Here is a 20513-nt window from a genome sequence, read left to right as displayed (position 1 = left end):
TTCCTCCGGTTAAATCAGTTGGGCGCTTTTCAGCGCGCTGCGTACTTTGTCTTGGCCGTCTGAAGAAAGTTCAATAATCGGCAGGCGCACATGGGGTTGGCACAGACCCAGTTGGGCAAGCGCCCATTTGGGGGCGGCGGGGCTGGGTTCGCAAAACATCACGTCATACACGGGAATGAGCTTTTTGTTCAGCTCGCGTGCAGCGGGAATATTGCCGGCGATGGCTTCGCGGCACATATCGGCAAACAGTTTGGGGGCAACGTTAGCGGCCACCGAAATCACGCCGTCGCCGCCGCAGAGCATAAACGCCATGCCGGTGGGGTCGTCGCCGGAATAAACGGCGAAGCCTTCGGGTGCGCGGTTGATCAGGTCGGTTTCGCGGGCGATGTCGCCGCTGGCTTCTTTCACACCGACGATATTGGGGATTTCGGCCAGGCGCAGAATGGTTTCGTTGTTCATATCCACCACGGTGCGGCCGGGCACGTTATAGATAATCATGGGGATGGCGGTAGCCTCGGCGATGGCTTTGAAATGGCGGTAAATGCCTTCCTGCGAGGGTTTGTTGTAGTAGGGAACCACCGACAGGGTGTAGTCGGCGCCCAAACGCTCGGCGGCTTTGGAAAGCTCGATGGCTTCTTCGGTGCTGTTGGCGCCGGTGCCGGCAATCACGGGCACGCGCTTGTTAACGTGTTTGACGGTGGCCTCCACCACCGCCAGATGCTCCTCTGCCGGCAGGGTGGCGCTCTCGCCGGTGGTGCCTACGGCCACGATGCCGTCGGTGCCGTTTTCGATGTGCCAGTCGATCAAGGTGCGAAGTTCGCCGTAATTAACGCTGCCGTCTGCATTCATGGGTGTGATCAGGGCAACCAAACTGCCTTTTAACATGGTAAAACCTTTATTTCTCGAACGTTCGGTAAAGTATAGTGGATTCACACATTTTCGATACAAGGCAGCAAGCCGCAGACAGTACAGATAGTACGGAACCGATTCTGTTGCCGCTTCAGCGGCTTACAAAATCGTTCTCTTTGAGCTGAGGCGCGGCAACGCCGTAGCGGAAGTGTGTGAATCCACTTCAGGCCGATTGTAGCCTACTTTGAAATAGATGGGAAATGCTGATTACACGCGCCCTGCAAAGGTTTGCAAAGGTTTTTGAGGCCGTCTGAAAACGTTTCGGCGGCTTTTCAGACGGCCTGTTTTTATGCGGTTATGCTGAAAGGCGCGGTTTTCCAAACCGAACCTGCCGCTTTGAAATTGAAGTTAACGCTCGAATTGTTTACAATCCGCGCTTACAAATTTTATCGTTCGGTTACATATAAGGAATTTACGATGGCAGCCCCCCTCTCCCGCAAGGGCGATGCGCCCGATTTGGTTTACCGCCTCGAAGACAAACCGCCCTTCCCCAACGCGCTTTTAAGCGCAATCACCCACCTTTTGGCAATTTTCGTGCCGATGATTACCCCCGCGCTGATTGTGGGTGGTGCGCTGAAACTGCCGCCGGAAATGACGGCCTATCTGGTGTCGATGGCGATGGTGGCCTCGGGCATCGGCACTTATTTGCAGGTTAACCGCTTCGGGCCGGTGGGTTCGGGCATGCTGTCGATCCAGTCGGTCAACTTTTCGTTTGTGGGCGTGATGATTTCGCTGGGCTTGGGCATGAAAGAACAGGGGTTGGACGAACACGCCATGCTCTCCGCCCTGCTCGGCGTGGCGTTTGTGGGCGCATTTCTGGTGGCCGGTTCGGCATGGCTGCTGCCCTATTTGAAAAAAGTGATCACCCCCACCGTGAGCGGCGTGGTGGTGATGATGATCGGCCTGAGCCTGATCAGCGTGGCGATTACCGAATTCGGCGGCGGCTATGCGGCCATGGGCAACGGCACGTTCGGCGCTTGGCAAAACATCGCGCTGGCGGCTTTTGTGTTGGCGGTGGTGCTGTTTTTCAACAGCCTGAAAAACCCGCTCTTGCGCATGAGCGGCATTGCCGTGGGCATGATTGCGGGCTATGTGGTGGCGCTGTTTTTGGGTATGGTGGATTTTTCGGTGTTGGACAACCTGCCGCTGGTTACCGTGCCCGTACCGTTCAAATACGGTTTCGACTTCCAATTCATTCCGTTTCTGGTGGCAGGTTTGGTATATCTGCTGAGCATTTTTGAAGCGGTGGGCGACTTAACCGCCACGGCGATGGTGTCCGGCGAAGATTACGAAGGCGAAGAATTTCAAAAACGCCTTCGCGGCGGCGTGTTCGCCGACGGCTTGGTGTCGGTGATTGCCACCGCGCTAGGTTCGCTGCCTTTGACCACGTTCGCACAAAACAACGGCGTGATTCAGATGACCGGCGTGGCCTCGCGCCATGTGGGCAAGTATATCGCCGCCATTTTGGTGCTGCTGGGGCTGTTTCCCGTGGTGGGCCGCGCGTTTACCACCATTCCCAGCCCGGTTATCGGCGGTGCGATGGTGCTGATGTTCGGCCTGATCGCCATTGCCGGCGTGCGCATCATCATGACCAACGGCATCAACCGCCGCGAAGCCGTGATTGCCGCCACTTCTATCGGCTTGGGTTTGGGCGTGAGCTTCAAACCTGAAGTGTTCGCCCTTCTGCCTGTGAAAGAGCTGTTCCAAAACCCCATCTGCATGGGCGGCACGGCGGCGCTGCTGATGAACCTGATTATGCCGCGCGACGAAGGCGAAAAGGTTTATCTGAGCGATGAGTTGGATATTTAAAGCAAATACCCTAAACTAAAATTTGATTTATATCAAAATTAAACCCAAGTAAAAAATGGATAATAAATGAATGTTTTAATAATCCTTTGAATCCGATACGGAGTTGTTCACATGAAAATCTATTTCGCTTTAATCTCTGCCGCCGCTTTATCATTAAGTGCCTGCGGCGGGCAACAAGAAACTGCTGCTCCTGCCGCCGTTTCGGAAGCACCTGTCGCTGCCGCTTCTGAGGCGCCTACCGAAAACACCCCGGCAGAACAAGCCGCGCCGGCTTCGGCAGGAAGTGCTGCTGCACCTGCTGAAGCCGGTGAGTGTGAAACCGTCGTGAATTCGGACGACCAAATGAAGTTCGACAAGCAAGAGCTTGAAATCAAAAAATCTTGCAAAGAATTCAAGATTGTATTGAAACATACCGGCAAAATGCCTGCCGCTGCCATGGGACACAATCTCGTTATTTCCAAAAGTGAAGACGCATCGGGTGTGGTGGGCGACGGCGCAGGGGCAACTGCTGCAAATGATTTTGTGAAACCCGGTGATACGCGTGTGATTGCCCACTCTAAATTAATCGGTGGCGGTGAGGAAACCACGTTTACAGTTGATCCGAGTAAGTTTGCCGAAGGCAGCCAGTATGAGTTTTACTGCACTTTCCCCGGACACTACGGTTTGATGCACGGCACGGTTAAATTAATTTAAAATCTATTGCGTTTTCCACCTTTTCAGACGGCCTGTTTCAGGCCGTTTTGATTTTGACGGCCGAAGCTGGCAATTGCTGCTGCTGTTGATGTATATCAAATTTTACCGTCTATTAGATTCATATAATATTCATCAATTTATTGGAATATTATTGTTAGGTAGAAAAATATGTCCGGCCTGCACTTCAAAGAAAAAATCAACCACCTGTGTTCGGGCATCGCGCTTTTTGTTCTTCTGCCGCTTCTTCTGATCACCGTACCGCTGCTCGCCCGTGCGGAACGTCTGCCCGAGTTTCTATCTAAAAGCCCGCCTGCCGAAATTTTCCCCGGCGCCGACCGTATCGGCGAACCGGAGGGTAAGCCTATGGTTGCGCGTGCCTATAAAGGAAATGAACAACTGGGTTTTGTTTATCTGACTACTGATATTGTGAACACCCGCGGTTATTCCAGCAAACCTATCGATATGCTGGTGGGCCTTGCCAACGACGGCACCATTCGGGGGGTGAAACTGGTGGAACACCATGAGCCGATTGTGTTAATCGGTATCCCGCAAGCCAAAGTCGATGCCTTTATCCGCCACTATATCGGTTTGAATTTCATTAAGAACCCGCCCAAACCGGGTAAAGCGCCGGCCGATATTATCAGTGGGGCCACCGTTACACTGATGGTGATTAACGACAGTATGCAACGTTCGGTTAATGCAATCGCCAAACAATATAAAGTCGGCACAGCTCAAGTTAACACCGGAAACGATTCAGACGGCCAAAGCAAAGCAGCACAAACCCGCCCTCGCCGCAAGATTAACGAAAGTAAGCAGGACATTCAAAGCTGGACTGAGCTGTTGGCACAAAAAGCTATTGGCCATCTGCATATGACGGTTGGAGATGCCAATAAGTCTTTTGAAGCCAACAGCGGCGGCGAGGCGGCCAAACACCCCGAACCGGGCAAACCTGAAGATACGTTTATCGATTTATATACCGCAGTAGTCAGCCAGCCTTCTATCGGTAAAAGCCTGTTGGGCGAACCGGGTTACAGCCGTCTGAAACAATCGCTCAAGCCCGGTCAGCAGGCGGTTATGGTGGCAGGAGAAGGTCATTATTCGTGGAAGGGGTCGGGTTATGTGCGCGGCGGCATTTTCGACCGTATCGAAGTGATTCAGGGGGCAACAAGCTTCCGCTTTACCGATCAAAACCACGAGCGGTTAATTGCACTCGCACCGCAAGACGCACCGAAATTCAAAGAGGTGTCGCTGTTTACCGTGCCTGAAGGAATAGAGTTTGATGCAGCCGAACCGTGGCGCTTACAGCTGATGATTCAGCGTGTGCTGAATGTGAAAGACAAGGCTTTTGTAACCGCCGACCTCAACTATCACCTGCCCGCTGCATACAGTGAAGACGACCCGAAAGCCGAACCGGTGGAAATCACGGTTGAAACGTCTGCCGCACCGAATGAATCTGCGCCCGATGCCGCCGCGGAAAATCAGGTGCAAAACGGCCTGTGGAAGCAGGTTTGGCGTGGCAAACGCTGGCAAATCGGCATAGTTGCATTTTCGCTCTTGGTATTAATCGGCATATTTTTCTTTCAAGACACGCTCACCAAATACCCTGTTTTTTATGACCGCTTCCGCTTGGTGTTTCTCGCTTTCAGCCTGTTTTATATCGGCTGGTATGCACAGGCGCAGTTATCGGTTGTGAATGTGCTGACCTTCACTACCGCGTTGCGCACGGGCTTCAGTTGGGAATATTTCCTGATGGATCCGCTGGTATTTATTTTATGGTGCGCCACCGCGATTTCGATTTTGTTTTGGAACAGAGGGGCGTTTTGCGGCTGGCTCTGCCCGTTCGGTGCTTTGCAGGAGCTGCTCAACCGTGCGGCGAAAAAAACGGGTATCAGGCAGATTGCCGTACCCCACGGCATGCACACCCGGTTGGCGGCATTGAAATATGTGATTTTTATGGTTTTGTTCGGCGTTTCGCTTTACGAATTGGGCTTGGCCGAAAAACTTTCCGAAGTGGAGCCTTTTAAAACTGCCGTCATTTTAAAGTTTGTCCGCGAATGGTGGTTTGTTTTGTTTGCCGTTGTATTACTGGCGGCAGGGCTGTTTATCGAACGTTTTTATTGCCGCTATCTCTGCCCGCTCGGTGCGGCATTGGCCATTCCCGCCAGACTGCGTGTGTTTGACTGGCTGCGCCGCTACCCGATGTGTGGCAATCCCTGCCAGCGTTGCGCCCACGACTGCCCCGTGCAGGCCATACACCCCGAAGGCGATATCGATCCCAACGAGTGTATCCAATGTTTGAACTGCCAAATGCTCTATCACCACAATACCCTTTGCCCGCATTTGGTGCAGGTTAACCGCAAAAAGCAGAAACAGGCGGCGGCCAAAGCGGAACTTGAAAGGCAAAATGCAACACCGGCAACCGAACAGGTTGTGCACTTTATCCCGCAACACGGCAAAACCGGCTCTTCCCGAACCGGCGAGCATTGATTTTATTCATTTTCCCACACGGTAAAACGTTTTTGGCGCAATACCGGATTTTATTAGGAGAGTATCATGTCTGAAGAAGATAAAAAATTAAGCTCCGGCGGTTTGAGCCGCCGCTCGTTCCTCGGCACGGCAGCCGCTTCCGGGGCCGGGTTGGCCGGTATGGGTCTGTTGGGGCTGGCCGGCTGTTCTGAAAACGGCAAAGGCGGTGCAGGTGGTGCGGCTTCAGGAGCAGCTTCTTCATCTGCCGCCACCGCCGAACATAAAGACTACGTCGGCCCCGGCGAGTTAGACCAATACTACGCCTTCAGTTCGGGCGGACAATCGGGGGAAATCCGTGTGTTGGGGCTGCCTTCTATGCGCGAGCTGATGCGCATTCCCGTGTTCAATATGGACAGTGCTACCGGCTGGGGACGCACCAATGAAAGTTTGCGCATCTTAAACGAACACAACACGCCTGAAACCAAAGAGTTTTTAAAACGGAGCAATATGCCTTGCCTGCCCAACGGCGATTTGCACCACCCGCATATGTCGTTTACCGACCAAACCTATGACGGCCGCTATATTTACGCCAACGATAAAGCCAACAACCGTGTTTGCCGTATCCGCTGCGATGTGATGAAAACCGATAAAATTGTGGAAATACCCAATGTTTCGGGCGTTCACGGCCTGCGTCCGCAACGTTATCCGAAAACAGGGTATGTGTTTGCCAACGGCGAGCATATTATTCCCGTGGGAAGCGAAGGCAAAATAAACGACCCGAAAACCTGGTGGTCGGTTTACACCGCCGTAGACGGCGAAACCATGCAGATTGCCTGGCAAGTGATGGTTGACGGCAACCTCGACAACGGCGATGCCGACTATCAAGGCAAATATTCTTTTTCAACCTGCTACAACTCTGAGCGCGCACTTGATGTTCAAGGCGCATCGGCCAACGAACAAGACTGGTGCGTGGTGTTCAACCTGAAAGCGATTGAAGACGGCATCAAGGCAGGTGATTTCAAAGAAATCAACGGTGTGAAAGTGTTGGATGGCCGCGCCCAAGCCAAGTCGGCCTATACCCGCTATATTCCCGTACCCAATTCGCCCCACGGCTGTAATGCTTCGCCCGACGGTAAATACATCATGCTCAACGGCAAGCTCTCGCCCACCGTAACCGTGTTGGATGTCAGCAAACTCGATGATTTGTTTGCCGGAAAAATCCAGCCGCGCGATGTCGTGGTTGCCGAACCGCAATTAGGTTTGGGGCCGCTGCATACCGCATTCGACGGCCGCGGCTTTGCCTATACAACGCTGTTTATCGACAGCCAGATGGTGAAATGGGATATTGCCAAAGCCATTCAGGCATACAAAGGCGAAAAAGTGGACCCCATCGTGCAAAAACTGGATGTCCACTACCAACCCGGCCACAATCACACAACCATGGGCGAAACCAAAGAGGCCGACGGCAAATGGCTGGTTTCATTAAATAAATTTTCAAAAGACCGCTTCTTGAACGTTGGCCCGCTGAAACCTGAAAACGACCAGTTGATTGATATTTCCGGCGACGAAATGAAACTGGTACACGACGGCCCGAGTTTTGCCGAACCGCACGATATGCTCTTGGTGGCCGCTTCCAAAATCAACCCGCGCCGCACATGGGACCGTAACGATCCATGGATGTGGCAAGATGCTTTGGAGCAGGCCAAAAAAGACGGTGTCGAGCTGGAAAAGGCTGCAAAAGTGATTCGCGAAGGTAAAAAAGTGCGTGTTTATATGACCGCCGTTGCGCCGGTATTCAGCGTTCCCCAGTTTGAAGTGAATTTGGGCGACGAAGTAACGGTTTATGTAACCAACACCGAAACCATCGACGATTTAACACACGGCTTTACACTGGAGGGATACGGCATTGCCATGGAAGTGGCGCCGCAGGCCACGGCATCGGTTACTTTCACCGCCAACCGACCGGGCGTGCATTGGTATTATTGCCAATGGTTCTGCCATGCGCTGCATATGGAAATGTCGGGGCAGATGATTGTGAAGTCATAAAACGGTGCAACAGCAGCAGGCCGTCTGAAAGCACCGCCTGCTGCTTTCCGATATATTGAATGAAAATGAATAATACGATACGCCTTTTCTTATTGTGCTTATTCTGCTGCACCTTTCAGACGGTCTCTGCCGCCATAATCGATGTGGCTGCGGGCAGCGATTTGCAGCAGGTTGCGGCACGGGCGCAACCCGGTGATATTTTGCGGCTGGCGCGCGGCAGATATGCGGGCAACATTCTGATAGACAAACCGCTTACCATCGAAGGCCCCGCCGACCGTTCCGCCGTTATCGAGGGCCGCCGCAACGGGCGCACTATCGAAGTGCGCGCCCCGAACGTTACTTTGCGGCAGCTCACCGTTACCCTTTCCGGCTTGAGCCTGCCGCAGATGGATGCGGGAATTTATTTGGAAAACACCGCTGCAAAAGCCTTGGTGGAGCATAACGATATTTTGGAAAACTCCGTCGGTGTTTATATTCACGGCGCGCCCGATGCTATGGTCAGAGGCAACCGCATTGTCGGCGACACCAAACTGCGCGTTAACGAACGCGGCAACGGCGTTACCGTGTGGAACGCGCCCGGATCGCAGGTTGTCGGCAACCGTATTTCTGAAGGACGGGACGGCATCTTCTCCAACACCAGTACAAAAAATATTTATAAAAACAATTATTTCACCAAACTTCGCTACGCCGTTCATTATATGTATACCAACGACAGCGAAGTGAGCGGCAATATTTCGGTGGGCAACAATATCGGCTATGCCATCATGTTTTCCGATCGCTTGAAAATCAACGGCAATATCGCTTTAAACAGCCGCGACCAAGGCCTGATGCTCAATTATGCCAATCATTCCGAAATACACGGCAACGCAATCGATAAAGCCGAAAAATGCGTGTTTGTTTACAACGCCAACTATAACCGCATCACCGGCAACCGTTTTGAGAACTGCGCCATAGGCATTCATTTCACCGCCGCCATCGAAGGCACGAAATTAACCGGCAACGCCTTTATCGGCAACCAAAACCAAGTGAAATATGTGAGCACCCGTTTTCTCGACTGGGCAGAAGGCGGGCGGGGCAACTATTGGAGCGACAACAGCGCATTCGACCTGAACGGCGACGGTTTCGGCGACAATGCCTACCGCCCCAACGGCATTACCGATCAAATCATTTGGCGCACGCCTGCGGCCAGACTGCTGATGAACAGCCCTGCCATGACCATAGTCAAATGGGCGCAGTCGCAGTTTCCCGCCTTGCTGCCCGGAGGCGTGATAGACAGCAAGCCGTTGATGAAACCCGATTCCGTGCCCGCATGGGAGAAACTGCATGCCGTTCGGCAAAAACAAAGGTAAGGATAAGCATGAATACGCCCCCCGTGGTATTGAGCGGTATAAGCAAGCAATACGGCAGCAGGTTTGCAGTCAGGCAGCTTGATTTAATGCTGGAATCCGGCCAATGCACAGGTTTGGTCGGCCATAACGGAGCAGGAAAATCCACCATCATCAAATTAATACTCGGCCTGATTGCCCCCACCGAAGGCAGTGTCAGCCTGTTGGGCGGCAGTGTGGCAGGCAGGGATGGCGTACAAACCCGCAGCCGAATCGGCTATCTGCCGGAAACGGTTGCCTTGCACCCCACGCTGACCGGTAAGGAAACTTTGGATTTTTACGCCAAACTGAAGAAGCAGCCGCCGGGGCGGAATGCCGACTTATTGGCGCGCGTCGGCATTGCCCAAGCCGCCGGCCGCCGGGTCGGCACTTATTCAAAAGGTATGCGCCAGCGTTTGGCTTTGGCGCAAGCCTTGCTCGGCAACCCGAAAGTGATGCTGCTCGACGAACCGACCACCGGGCTGGACCCTGCATCGCGGCAAATGTTTTACGGCATTATCCGCGAGCTGAAAGAATCGGGAACCACGGTTTTGCTCAGCACCCATGCCTTATCGGAGCTTGACGGCCATGCAGACCGTATCGTGGTGATGAAAAACGGCAGCAAAGTGGCCGACGGCAGTATCGGCGAATTGCAGATACAGAGCGGCCTGCCCGTTTCAATAGATGTTACGCTCAAACACAATACCCCACTCTCCCCGCGCTGGCAGCCGCAAGGTGGATTGAGTTACCGAACCGAATGCCGTACCGAAGAAAAAATGGGGTTGCTGTATGAGTTGGGCGGCATGGACAACATCGCCGATATTCATATCCACACCCCCGCCTTAGACGATATGTATGCAGAATTTTTAAAAAGGGAAGACCGATGAATCCCGTATGGATTATCAGCAGTAAAGAAGTGCGCGACAGCCTGCGCAACCGCTGGGTTCTCGCCGCAGCCCTGTTGCTGGCCGCATTGGCCTTGTCGCTCGGTTTTCTCGGCAGCGCACCCACCGGCTCGGTGAAAGCCGATCCGTTAACCGTTACCGTTGTCAGCCTTTCCAGCCTGTCGATTTTTCTGATTCCGCTGATTGCCATGCTGCTTTCCTACGATGCGCTGATCGGTGAAATCGAGCGTGGCACGATGGCACTGTTGTTGAGTTACCCCGTATCACGCCGCCAAATTCTGGCCGGAAAATTCATCGGCCATCTGATTATTCTCGTGCTGGCAACCTGCGCAGGCTACGGGTTGGCCGGCATTGCCCTGCAACTGTTCGGCGGCGGCCTCGATTTTGCCGCATGGCAGCCCTTTTTGCTGCTGATTGCGGCCAGCATTGTTTTGGGTGCTTCGTTTTTATCATTGGGCTATTTAATCAGCGCAAAGGTGAAAGAGCGCGGCACGGCTGCCGGCATTGCCATCGGTGTGTGGCTGTTTTTCGTGGTGATTTTCGATATGGCCTTGTTGGGCATACTCGTTGCCGACACGGAGCAGGTTATTACCGCCCCGATACTGGAGGCCGCTTTGCTGCTCAATCCCACTGATATTTACCGTCTGCTCAACTTAACCGGTTATGAAAACACATCGATTTATGCCGGCATGGCCGGCTTGAGCGAACAGCTTGCCTTAAGCAAGGGCACTTTGATTGCCGCCCAAATTTTATGGGTGGCGGTTCCACTGGCATGGGCCGGATACCTGTTCGGCAAACGTGAGATTTAAACAGGAGGATAATTGATGAGCAAAACCTTACGCACCATCTTATCGGCAGGCATACTCTCGCTGCTGTTGGCAGCTTGCGGCAGCCAAACCGAAACCCCAAGAGCGCCGCAGCAGTTTACCGGGCAAACGGTCGGCCATTATTGCGGTATGTATCTCAACGAACACGACGGCCCCAAAGCACAAATCCAACTGAAGAGCAAACAGGAACCGGTGTGGTTTTCAACCGTTTTACAGATGCTCAGTTACACCAAGCTGCCCGAAGAACCCAAAGACATCGCCGCCATTTATGTGAACGATATGGGCAAGGTTGCCGATTGGAGCAAACCCAATGCCGACACGGCATGGGTGGATGCCAAGCAAGCCTACTATGTTATCCGCAGCGGCTTTATCAGCAGCATGAAAACCCAAGAAGCCATTCCCTTTGCGCGACAAGCCGATGCCGAAGCCTTCGCGGCTAAAAACGGTGGGGAGATTGTGCGTTTTGACAACATCCCTGACGACTATATTTTCCAAACCGGCGCCCAATCCTCCATGCCGCAAGGCCACCGGCACGGCAGCCATTAACAACAAAAGCATCCCAAGGCAGCCGTAAATTTCCAAACAGGCCGTCTGAAACGGAGAGCCTCCATGAACAAACCCCTTACCCGCCGACGCTTTATCGGCATCAGTGCAGCCGTTGCCGGTGCTGCCGCCTTGCCGTTCTGTTTGTCTTCCCGCAATAAAAACCTGCCTCAAGCAACAGAATGGCACGGCATTGCCTTAGGTGCAGACGCACACTTGCGTCTTTACCACCCTGATTCCCGTTTTGCACGCAATCTGATTGAAAAAGCCGTTGCAGAAGTTGACCGGCTCGAAAAAATCTTCAGCCTCTACCGCAACGACAGCCTGTTGGTCAAACTCAACCAAACAGGCCGTCTGAACAACCCGCCTGCCGAGATGCTGGCCGTATTAAGCATCAGCCGCTATGTCCACCGTCTCACACAGGGCGCATTCGATCCCACTATCCAACCCCTGTGGCAGGCTTATGCCGACCACTTCACCCGCAGCCCCGGCAGCCGTAACATACCCGGCCACGCCGTATCACGCGCACTGTCGCGGGTCGGCTTTGAACACATCGTATTCGATAATCGCGCCGTATGGTTCCGCAAACCCGGCATGGCGCTTTCTTTCAACGGCATCGCACAAGGTTATATCACCGACCGTATCACCGATATGCTCCGCGATGCAGGGTTGGAGCAAGCATTGGTCGATATGGGCGAAATCCGCGCCTTGGAAACGCAGCACCGTCATATCTGGCGGGCAGGTATCCGCCACCCCGAGCAAGAACACACCCTGCTTGCCACCTTGCCGCTGCAAAACCAGGCGCTCGCCACCTCGAGCGGCTACGCCACACCGTTCGACGAAGCCCGGCATTTCACCCACCTGTTCCACCCCCGAAGCGGCCTCAACCAGCCGCGCTACCGAAGCATCAGCGTGATGGCTGAAAACGCCGCAACCGCCGATGCCTTTTCCACTGCGTTTGCCGTTAGCAGCAGCGCACTCATACGGCAAACTGTGGCGCAAGAAAAAAACCTGAAAGTCTGGCTGTTGCCGCTGCAAGGCAAACTGGAAACCATCGTGTGATATGGCGGGTAAGCTTAGCAATAGAGTAAAGCCACTTATTCAGCAACCATTCCGCCATACTCACACTTAACTGAAAAAGTGTGTCAGAAATAAGTTTACCTGCATATAGCAAAAGGCCGTCTGAAACATTTCAGACGGCCTTTTTGATTGTTGGTTTTTACCGGCAAGCAGCCCCGCTTAAACGGCTTCTGCCTCTTCGGCAAGGAAACCGCGCAGTTTCTGCATGGCTTTGGCTTCGATTTGGCGGATGCGCTCGGCGGATACGCCGTATTCCGCGGCCAAGTCGTGCAGGGTCAGCCCGCCGTCGTCTTGCAGCCAGCGGCTTTCGACGATGCGGCGGCTGCGGTCGTCCAATTGCGCCAGCGCGTTTTGCAAACCTTCGGTTTGCAAGGCGTAGTGGGCTTTTTGGGCGATTTGGCGGGTCGGCTCGGTGTCGTTGTCGGCCAGCCAGTCGATGGGGGCGAAGCTGTCTTCATCGTCGCTGTTGTCGGCCATGATGCCGATGTCGCGGCCGGTCATGCGCTGTTCCATCTCAAGCACTTCGGAAAGTTTCACGCCCAAATCGTCGGCGATTTCCTGCGCTTCTTTGGGGCTTAAGGCATTGAGGTTTTTACGCATGCTGCGCAGGTTGAAAAACAGTTTACGCTGCGGTTTGGTGGTGGCCACGCGCACCAAGCGCCAGTTGCGCAAGATGAATTCGTGGATTTCGGCCTTAATCCAATGCACGGCAAACGAAAACAGGCGTGCGCCGCGGGTAGGCTCGAAACGTTTCACCGCCTTCATCAGGCCGATGTTGCCTTCCTGAATCAGGTCGGCCTGGTTGAGGCCGTAGCCGTCGTAGCCGCGCGCAATCGATACGACAACGCGCAGGTGCGAAAGAATCAGTTGCTTGGCGGCCTCGAGGTCGCCTTTCTGTTGGCGTTCTGCCAGCCGGGTTTCTTCTTCGGCAGAAAGCATGGGAATATTGTTTACGGTATGAATGTACTGCTCCAAGCTGCCGTGACCGCTGGGTACGGGTAATGCGAAGGCGTTATTCATGGTCATTGATTGGCTTTCCTTATGTTGTGCGGAGCCGGTTTCGGGTTTGCTGCACCGGCCTTGCTTATTAAACTCGTTTCTCTGTATGGTTTCAATACTTAATAGGTAAACTTTTGTATTTTTAAGTTTTCGATTGATTTAAAATATTTGAGTGTTTTTATCGGAAATAGTTCCCTATTAAAACACAGTTTCGGTTTATTGTGGGGCTTTATTCTTAAGTCTTTATTAGTGCTGGAAATTTTTACGCCGAGGCCGTCTGAAAACCGCTTAGCGGCGGTATCTGCCCCACACAAACAAACCGGCGGCCAACACGCCCAACAGGATAACGAGCGGCCACGAACCGCCGAGCTTCATATACGGGGTTTCGCCGGTATAGCCTTCGATGCGCCCTTCCAGCACGGCGGCGGTGTCGGGGGCGGCCAGCGCGGCGATGCGGCCTTTCGGATCCACGATGGCGGTGGCGCCGGTGTTGGTGGCGCGCACCATATAACGCCCCAGCTCCAGCGCGCGCGCCTGCGACTGCTGCAAGTGTTGGAACATGGCGTTGGATTTGCCGTACCACGCCATATTGCTGGCATTGGCCAGCAGCGTGGCCTGTTTGGCCGAAGCGATTAATTCGTCGCCGAAGCCGTCTTCATAACAGATGTTGAAAGCCACTTTCTGATTGGCCATCTGAAACGGCGCTTGGGCGACGCCGCCGCGCTTGAAGTCGGCCAGCGGCATATTCATCATTTGGTAGAGCGGCTCGGTGAGCCACGGCAGCGGTTTGTATTCGCCGAAGGGCACCAGGTGGTTTTTGGCGTAATACGGAATGTGGTCCGGCGCTTCTTCGCTGTAATGCGAGAGATTGATAACGGCGTTTTCGTAATCGCGGCCGTCCGAGGTGTATTGGCTGATGCCTATGGCCAATGCGCTGCCGTTCTCTTTGGCCTGCCAGGCAAACTGCGCCAGCAGACCCTGCGGCAAATCTTGGCGCATCAGCGGGATGGCGGTTTCGGGCAGAATCACGATGTCGGCGCGGCTGCCCGCCACTTGGGCGTAATAACGCTCGACCGTGGGGGCAAAATGTTCGGGCGTCCACTTCAGCGTTTGCGGGATATTGCCCTGCGCCAATGCCACGGTGGCGGTGCTGCCGTCGGGGCGGGTGAAGTCGGTGTGTTTGGCGGCAAAACCGGCGGCGGCCAACAGCACGATGCCGCCCAACGCCACCGCGCGCTGTTTCAGACGGCCTGAATTATCCACCAGCAACACCAGCCATGCGCCGATGCAGGCGGTGGCGAGCGTAACCAGATGGATGCCGCCCAACGGGGCGAAACCGGCCAGCGGGCTGTGGTCGGTGATTTGCGAATAGCCGAGCGCGCCCCAGGCAAAACCGGTGAGCAAGCGTTCGCGGGCGAATTCGGCAAGCGTCCACAACAGCGGCAGCGCCGCGCCGATGCGCCAAGCACGCGGCAGGTTGAATTTTTTCAGCAGCCAGAAAGCAGCGGCGGGATACAGGGCGAGAAACGCGGGCAGCAGAAAAGTGAGCGGCACGGCGTAAAGGTTGGGCAGGCCGGAAACGGTGTGCAGCGCGGTGTGTATCCAATAAAACTGCGCGGCATAACCGATCAGGCCGAACAGATAGGCGCTTTTCACGGCGTGCTGCGGGCGCAGCTCGGTCAGGCGGATTAACGCGCCAAACAAGAGCGGCATCAGCCAGAAATGGTAATACGGCGCAAACGTTAACGGTGTTGTGGCGGCAATCACCAGCAGCAGCGGCCAGTAACACAGCGGCTTCTGCCAGAGTTGTTCGAGTTTTTGAATCGGGTTCATAAGCGGGTTTGCTTGATAAGGCCGTCTGAAAAGCATTTGTTTGCTTTCAGACGGCCTTACGGTGTTAATGCGCTTTTTTCTTGCTGAATAATTTCATCACCGGCAACACCACCGCGCACACGGCCGCGCCGGTTAAAACGCCGACCACCAGCGTGGCGAGCTGTCCGATCAGGCCGGAATCCCAATGCAGGGCGTGCAGGAAGTCGTGCACAAAGCCGACGTTGTGGGCGATGATGCCGCCGCCCACCAAAAACATCGCCAGCATACCCACCACGCTCAGGGCGCGCATAAACCACGGCATAAACAAAATAATGCCCTTGCCCAACGCGCGCGCGGCGGAAGAAGGCTTGTTCATCAGCCACATGCCGAAATCATCGGCCTTCACGATACCGGCCACCAGGCCGTACACAACCACGGTCATGCCGATGCCGATGGCCGACATCACCAGCGATTTGGTGAGCAGCCCGTAAGCACCCACCACGCCCAGCGCGATGATGATGATTTCGGCCGACAAGATGAAATCGGTGCGGATGGCGCCTTTGATTTTGGTTTTTTCGTCGACGATTTCGTCGCTGGCGGCATGGTGGCCGTCGTCGCCGCTGTGTTTGTTTAAAAATTTGTGCAGCAGTTTTTCCACGCCTTCGAAACACAGAAATGCACCGCCAATCACCAACAGCGGCGTAATCAGCCACGGCAGGAACACCGACAGCAGCAGCGAAAACGGCACCAGTATCACTTTATTTATCAGCGAACCTTTCGCCACCGCCCACACAATCGGCAGCTCGCGGTCGGCGCTCACGCCGGTTACCTGGTTGGCATTCAGCGCCAAATCATCGCCCACCACGCCGGCGGTTTTTTTGGCGGCCATTTTGGTCATCACCGCCACATCGTCGAGCACCGAAGCAATATCGTCGAGCAAAGTAAAAAGAGAGGCAAAAGCCATAATATTCCTATAAATGGTTCCGGACAGACCGTGCATTATAGCCGATTTCGCCACATTCTGAGACCTTTGCAAAACCCCCAGATGTGGATGCAGTTCAAGGCGTAGCAGCGCAGCGAGCGCAGACATAACATAGAGTTAGGCAAGCGAGCGAGCAGCGCACAACGCAGAAATGCGCCGCAGATGGAGGTTTTGCAAAGGTCTCATTCTTTCAGACGGCCTCCCGAAAGGCGGCAAGGCCGTCTGAAAGAATGTGGCGAAACCGCCGCTCTTCATTAAGAAACAAGCGTTTTCATGCTAAAATGCGCACGTTTCTTTCATTTCACAAAACACACACATTCACAAAAAATTATGGACGGACTCAACAGTTTATTCGTACTCTGCGGGCTGCTGCTGTTTCTCAGCGTGATTTCCACCACGCTGTCGGCACGGCTCGGCATGCCGCTGCTTTTGATGTTTTTGGTCGTGGGCATGTTGGCGGGCGACGAAGGCATAGGCGGCATCGAGTTCGACAACTTTTTCACCGCCACCGCCATCGGCCAGCTGGCTTTGGCGGTGATTCTGCTCGACGGCGGCCTGCGCACCAAGCTCGACAGCTTCCGCATCGCTCTCAAACCCGCCGCCGTTTTGGCAAGCTGGGGCGTAATCGCCACCGTGGCGCTGTTGGGTGTGTTCGCCACCTGGTATATGGGTTGGGACTGGCGTTTCGGCATATTAATGGCGGCCATCGTCGGCTCCACCGATGCCGGCGCGGTGTTCAATCTGCTGCGCAACAGCGGCGTGCGGCTTAACGAGCGTGTGCAGGCTACCCTCGAAATCGAATCGGGCGCCAACGACCCGATGGCGATTTTCTTGGTAACCGCGCTGATTTCGCTCACGCTCACTCCCGAAAAATCGGGCGTGTTGTCTTTTTTATGGATGCTGCTGCTCCAGCTTGGCTTCGGCCTGGCCGCAGGCTTTATCGGCGGCAGAATCCTGTCGCGGCTCACACGCCGTCTAAACTTGGCCGAGGGCCTGTATGCGCTGATGATTGTTTCGGGCGGCCTGCTGATTTTCGGCCTCACCAACCTGATCGGCGGCAGCGGCTTCTTGGCCGTGTATCTGGCGGGCATCATCGTCGGCAACCGCCACAGCCACGCCACCGAACACGTTTTGCGCGTGATGGACGGCCTGGCCTGGCTGGCACAAGCCAGTATGTTTGTGGTGCTCGGCCTGTTGGTTACGCCCCACCGCCTGTGGGAACAAGGCTTGGACGCCCTGGCCATCGCCGCCTTTCTGATGCTGGTGGCCCGCCCGATCGCAGTAGTGAGCGGCATTTGGAAGTTTCACTACAGCCGCCGCGAAATGGCCTATATCAGCTGGGTGGGGCTGCGCGGCGCGGTGCCGATTACCTTGGCCATGATGCCGCTGGTGATGGGCGTGCCCAACGCGCGCCTGCTGTTCGACGTGGCTTTTGCCGTGGTGATACTGTCGCTGCTGATTCAAGGCACCACCATTCCCGTGGTCGCGCGCTGGCTGAAAGTAACCGTGCCGCCCAAACCCGAACCGGCCGACAGCCGCGAAATCTGGCTTTCGGAAAGCGAATCGGTGCCGCTTCTGGCCTATGAGGTGCTGGCCGACTCAGACGCCGAAGGCATGCACCCCGACGAAGTGGCGCAGGATTTGGATTTGCTCTCTACCCGCTGTTTCGCCCTAATCCGCAACGGCAAACGCGAAGAGCTGGGCTTGGACACCCGCTTGCAGGCAGGCGACATCGCCTGGTATATCGTGCCGCCCGAGCATGTGGAAACCATCGCCAAACGCTTTGCCGAAACCGGCAACTCCGTGCGCATAAACTTCAATTTCTTCGGCGAGTTTGTGGTCAACCCTTCCAGCATGGCGGGCGACTTGGCCGACGCCTACGGCTTGCAGCTTAACGAAGAAGAACGCAACCTGACCCTGCGCGGGCTGTTTAAAAAACGCTTCGAGGGCAACCTGCCGGTGGAAGGCGACCGTATCCACATCGGCGACTTCATCCTCACCGTGAAGGAAACCGATCACGACGGCTCGATGAAATGGCTGGGCCTGAAATGCCCGAGTTAGGATTCGGGTCGAACCGTGTCCGGATATATCGTTAAATCAACCATTTAATAACCATTTCGTCATACTCGGGCTTGACCCGAGTATCTTTTTTGTTACGGAAGGAACGGGAGATACCCGGGTCAAGCCCGAGTATGACGTGTGCTTTTTATCAAGTTAGTTGGCTATATAGTGAATCCAATTAATTTTAGGTACAAGACAGCAAGCCACAGACAGTACAGATAGTACGGCAAGGCGCAACAACGCTGTAACGGAAATTAAGTGGATTTACTATAGTGGTGTCAGATTAAAATACCAACGAGGCCGTCTGAAAATTTTCAGACGGCCTTATTCATGGTTTTTGCCAATATCGGACGGCTGCTTCCGATTCCAGCCTGAAAACAAAAATACCCGGAACAAGCCCGGGTATTTTTCAAATAAAGTGTTGCTGCGAAGTAGCACCTTCCTTATTCCTACCAATAACCCAACACCTTCCACCACATCACGCCGACGGTGGCGAAGATGATGATTTCGATCACGCTCATGATAAAACCGGCTTTCCACCATTCGGTCATGGTAACGTAGCCTGAGCCGTAAATCACGGGTGAAGAGCCGGAGGCATAGTGGGTCAGCGACATCATGATGCTGGTGGAGGCGGCCAACACCAGTGCATAGAGCATGGGCGGCGCGCCCAGCGCAAGGCCGGCGGCGTAGAATGCGCCGAGCATGGCGGTAACGTGGGCGGTGCCGCTGGCAAACATATAGTGCGAATAGATATAGGCCAAGGTGAGCAGCCCGCAGCCGGCCACCCAGTTTAAACCGAGGCCGGAAATACCGCTTTCCAACACGCCTGAAAACCAACCGATCAGGCCCAATTTATTGAGGAAGGTGGCCATCATCACCAATGCGGCAAACCACACCACGGTATCCCATGCGCTTTTTTCTTTGAGCACGTCGTCCCAAGTGAGCACGCCGGTGAGCAGCAGCAGGCTGAGGCCGATAAAGGTGGTGGTGGTGGCATCCACAGCAGCAGCCTTACCGAAAATCATGGCGGGGATGCCTGCCCACAACACCAGCAGCAAGCCGAAAATGCCGAGCATAATCCATTCGTTGCGGCTCATCGGCCCCATTTCTTTGAGCTTTTCTTTGGCCAGCTCGGTGGCGTTGGGGGTTTGTTTGATTTCGGGCGTGTAGAGCCAAAACAGAATCAGCGGCATCAATATCATTGCCACCAAGCCGGGAACAACCATGGCGACAAACCAAGTGCCCCAAGTGATGGAAATATCGGAATTGGTGGCTTCGGCAATCAGCTTCACCACCAGCGGGTTGGGTGCGGTGGCGGTGATGAACAGCATGCAGGAAATAATATTGGCGTGGTAGTTAACCAAAGCCAGGTATTTGCCGATTTTGCCTTCCGTGCCGTCTTCGGGGTCGGAGCCGAAGCTGGCGGCAATCGCGCGCATCACGGGGTGCACGATGGCGCCGCCGCGGGCGGTGTTGCTGGGAGTAACCGGCGCGAGAATCAGATCGGAAATCACCAGGCTGTAGGCCACGCCGAGGGTGCGTTTGCCCCAAATAGCGATAAACATATAGCCGAAACGGGTACCGAGACCGGTTTTCAGCAGGCCGCGCGAAATCATAATCGCCACACCGATCATCCAAATCAGGGTGTTGTTCAGGCTGCTCAACGCATCTTTGGCTGCCTGTGCGGCGGGGTTGGCGATGGCTTTGCCGGTTTCGGGATCGACTTCGGGAACGGTGATGCCCAAGAGCGCCACCAGCGTCATGGCGATAATGGCCACTGCGCCGATGGGCATGGCTTTGCCGATAATGGCGGCGATAATGCCCACAAACAATGCCAGCAGGTGCCAAGCCTGCGCCGAAACGCCTTCGGGCACCGGTATGAACCAGATAACCAGTGCCAGCGCCAGCGCAACCAGCGTGGGGATAGGTTTGAAACCCATGATAAAACTCCTCTTGGTTTAAGGGTATTTGGAAATATTTTTGTTTTTCAGACGGCCTCAAGCTGCAAATAGGCCGT

At 54.7% G+C, this 20513-nt stretch carries 15 protein-coding genes and 1 pseudogene; 10 read left to right on the top strand and 6 right to left on the bottom strand.

What is annotated here, in order from left to right; translation table 11 throughout:
* Positions 1–9: 9 nt before the first annotated feature.
* Positions 10–885 carry a 4-hydroxy-tetrahydrodipicolinate synthase gene (dapA, locus tag NQ012_RS08730; RefSeq protein ID WP_257067224.1) on the bottom strand — a complete coding sequence of 292 codons (876 nt, stop codon included), beginning with the start codon at positions 883–885 and terminating at the stop codon, positions 10–12.
* Between the two features lie 441 nt (positions 886–1326).
* Between dapA and NQ012_RS08725 the strand changes: the two genes are divergently transcribed.
* The 9 genes from NQ012_RS08725 (at position 1327) to NQ012_RS08685 (ending at position 12624) form a co-directional block, all read left to right on the top strand.
* Positions 1327–2718 carry a nucleobase:cation symporter-2 family protein gene (locus NQ012_RS08725; protein ID WP_257067223.1) on the top strand — a complete coding sequence of 464 codons (1392 nt, stop codon included), beginning with the start codon at positions 1327–1329 and terminating at the stop codon, positions 2716–2718.
* Between the two features lie 111 nt (positions 2719–2829).
* Positions 2830–3411, top strand: a complete 582-nt coding sequence (azu, locus tag NQ012_RS08720; RefSeq protein WP_257067221.1) for an azurin — start codon at positions 2830–2832, stop codon at positions 3409–3411.
* Between the two features lie 168 nt (positions 3412–3579).
* Positions 3580–5898, top strand: coding sequence for a NosR/NirI family protein (locus tag NQ012_RS08715; RefSeq protein ID WP_257067220.1), 2319 nt, complete (start codon positions 3580–3582; stop codon positions 5896–5898).
* A 66-nt stretch (positions 5899–5964) separates the two neighbouring features.
* Positions 5965–7923, top strand: a complete 1959-nt coding sequence (gene nosZ, locus NQ012_RS08710; protein ID WP_257067219.1) for a TAT-dependent nitrous-oxide reductase — start codon at positions 5965–5967, stop codon at positions 7921–7923.
* Positions 7924–7988: 65 nt separating this feature from the next.
* The gene (locus NQ012_RS08705) at positions 7989–9272 is read left to right on the top strand and encodes a nitrous oxide reductase family maturation protein NosD (protein WP_257067218.1); all 1284 of its coding nucleotides are present in this window, start codon (positions 7989–7991) and stop codon (positions 9270–9272) included.
* 8 nt (positions 9273–9280) lie between these two features.
* Positions 9281–10174, top strand: a complete 894-nt coding sequence (locus NQ012_RS08700; protein WP_257067217.1) for an ABC transporter ATP-binding protein — start codon at positions 9281–9283, stop codon at positions 10172–10174.
* Positions 10171–11001: an ABC transporter permease gene (locus NQ012_RS08695; RefSeq protein ID WP_257067216.1), complete on the top strand. Its 831-nt coding sequence runs from the start codon at positions 10171–10173 to the stop codon at positions 10999–11001. The genes NQ012_RS08700 and NQ012_RS08695 overlap by 4 nt, the downstream gene beginning before the upstream one ends.
* A gap of 15 nt (positions 11002–11016) precedes the next feature.
* On the top strand, positions 11017–11565 hold the full coding sequence (locus NQ012_RS08690) for a nitrous oxide reductase accessory protein NosL (RefSeq protein ID WP_257067215.1): 549 nt from the start codon (positions 11017–11019) through the stop codon (positions 11563–11565).
* A 63-nt stretch (positions 11566–11628) separates the two neighbouring features.
* On the top strand, positions 11629–12624 hold the full coding sequence (locus tag NQ012_RS08685; RefSeq protein ID WP_257067214.1) for an FAD:protein FMN transferase: 996 nt from the start codon (positions 11629–11631) through the stop codon (positions 12622–12624).
* Positions 12625–12801: 177 nt separating this feature from the next.
* Here the strand turns inward: NQ012_RS08685 and rpoH are convergent, their stop codons facing one another.
* The 4 genes and pseudogenes from rpoH to NQ012_RS08665 all read right to left on the bottom strand — a co-directional run.
* Entirely contained in the window at positions 12802–13662 is an 861-nt protein-coding gene (rpoH, locus tag NQ012_RS08680) for an RNA polymerase sigma factor RpoH (protein ID WP_085366224.1), read from the bottom strand.
* 267 nt (positions 13663–13929) lie between these two features.
* Positions 13930–15474 (bottom strand): apolipoprotein N-acyltransferase, encoded by a 1545-nt coding sequence (lnt, locus tag NQ012_RS08675; RefSeq protein WP_257067213.1) that lies wholly within the window; start codon positions 15472–15474, stop codon positions 13930–13932.
* Between the two features lie 64 nt (positions 15475–15538).
* The gene (locus NQ012_RS08670) at positions 15539–16417 is read right to left on the bottom strand and encodes a DUF808 domain-containing protein (protein WP_257067270.1); all 879 of its coding nucleotides are present in this window, start codon (positions 16415–16417) and stop codon (positions 15539–15541) included.
* Positions 16418–16474: 57 nt separating this feature from the next.
* Positions 16475–16612, bottom strand: a pseudogene (locus tag NQ012_RS08665) (lipoprotein signal peptidase); the annotation flags it as partial.
* A 153-nt stretch (positions 16613–16765) separates the two neighbouring features.
* Between NQ012_RS08665 and NQ012_RS08660 the strand changes: the two are divergent.
* A complete protein-coding gene (locus NQ012_RS08660; RefSeq protein WP_257067211.1) occupies positions 16766–18496 on the top strand; it encodes a potassium/proton antiporter in 1731 nt (576 codons plus the stop codon).
* 449 nt (positions 18497–18945) lie between these two features.
* Here NQ012_RS08660 and NQ012_RS08655 read toward each other — a convergent pair whose 3' ends face one another.
* Positions 18946–20436: an anion permease gene (locus NQ012_RS08655; RefSeq protein WP_257067210.1), complete on the bottom strand. Its 1491-nt coding sequence runs from the start codon at positions 20434–20436 to the stop codon at positions 18946–18948.
* Positions 20437–20513: the final 77 nt, after the last annotated feature.

This window comes from Neisseria dentiae (assembly GCF_024580525.1).
GTDB classification, from domain to species: Bacteria; Pseudomonadota; Gammaproteobacteria; order Burkholderiales; family Neisseriaceae; genus Neisseria; species Neisseria dentiae_A.
The sequence above is the reverse complement of the archived record's forward strand: the minus strand, read 5'-3'. Positions and strand labels throughout refer to the sequence as shown.

Bases quoted from the DNA above. Each gene is read 5' to 3' on its own strand.
- rpoH (WP_085366224.1), bottom strand. From the start codon at position 13,662: ATGAATAACGCCTTCGCATTACCCGTACCCAGCGGTCACGGCAGCTTG.
- NQ012_RS08655 (WP_257067210.1), bottom strand. From the start codon at position 20,436: ATGGGTTTCAAACCTATCCCCACGCTGGTTGCGCTGGCGCTGGCACTG.
- dapA (WP_257067224.1), bottom strand. From the start codon at position 885: ATGTTAAAAGGCAGTTTGGTTGCCCTGATCACACCCATGAATGCAGAC.
- NQ012_RS08700 (WP_257067217.1), top strand. From the start codon at position 9,281: ATGAATACGCCCCCCGTGGTATTGAGCGGTATAAGCAAGCAATACGGC.
- azu (WP_257067221.1), top strand. From the start codon at position 2,830: ATGAAAATCTATTTCGCTTTAATCTCTGCCGCCGCTTTATCATTAAGT.
- NQ012_RS08705 (WP_257067218.1), top strand. From the start codon at position 7,989: ATGAATAATACGATACGCCTTTTCTTATTGTGCTTATTCTGCTGCACC.
- nosZ (WP_257067219.1), top strand. From the start codon at position 5,965: ATGTCTGAAGAAGATAAAAAATTAAGCTCCGGCGGTTTGAGCCGCCGC.
- NQ012_RS08695 (WP_257067216.1), top strand. From the start codon at position 10,171: ATGAATCCCGTATGGATTATCAGCAGTAAAGAAGTGCGCGACAGCCTG.
- NQ012_RS08670 (WP_257067270.1), bottom strand. From the start codon at position 16,417: ATGGCTTTTGCCTCTCTTTTTACTTTGCTCGACGATATTGCTTCGGTG.
- NQ012_RS08725 (WP_257067223.1), top strand. From the start codon at position 1,327: ATGGCAGCCCCCCTCTCCCGCAAGGGCGATGCGCCCGATTTGGTTTAC.
- NQ012_RS08685 (WP_257067214.1), top strand. From the start codon at position 11,629: ATGAACAAACCCCTTACCCGCCGACGCTTTATCGGCATCAGTGCAGCC.
- NQ012_RS08660 (WP_257067211.1), top strand. From the start codon at position 16,766: ATGGACGGACTCAACAGTTTATTCGTACTCTGCGGGCTGCTGCTGTTT.
- NQ012_RS08715 (WP_257067220.1), top strand. From the start codon at position 3,580: ATGTCCGGCCTGCACTTCAAAGAAAAAATCAACCACCTGTGTTCGGGC.
- lnt (WP_257067213.1), bottom strand. From the start codon at position 15,474: ATGAACCCGATTCAAAAACTCGAACAACTCTGGCAGAAGCCGCTGTGT.
- NQ012_RS08690 (WP_257067215.1), top strand. From the start codon at position 11,017: ATGAGCAAAACCTTACGCACCATCTTATCGGCAGGCATACTCTCGCTG.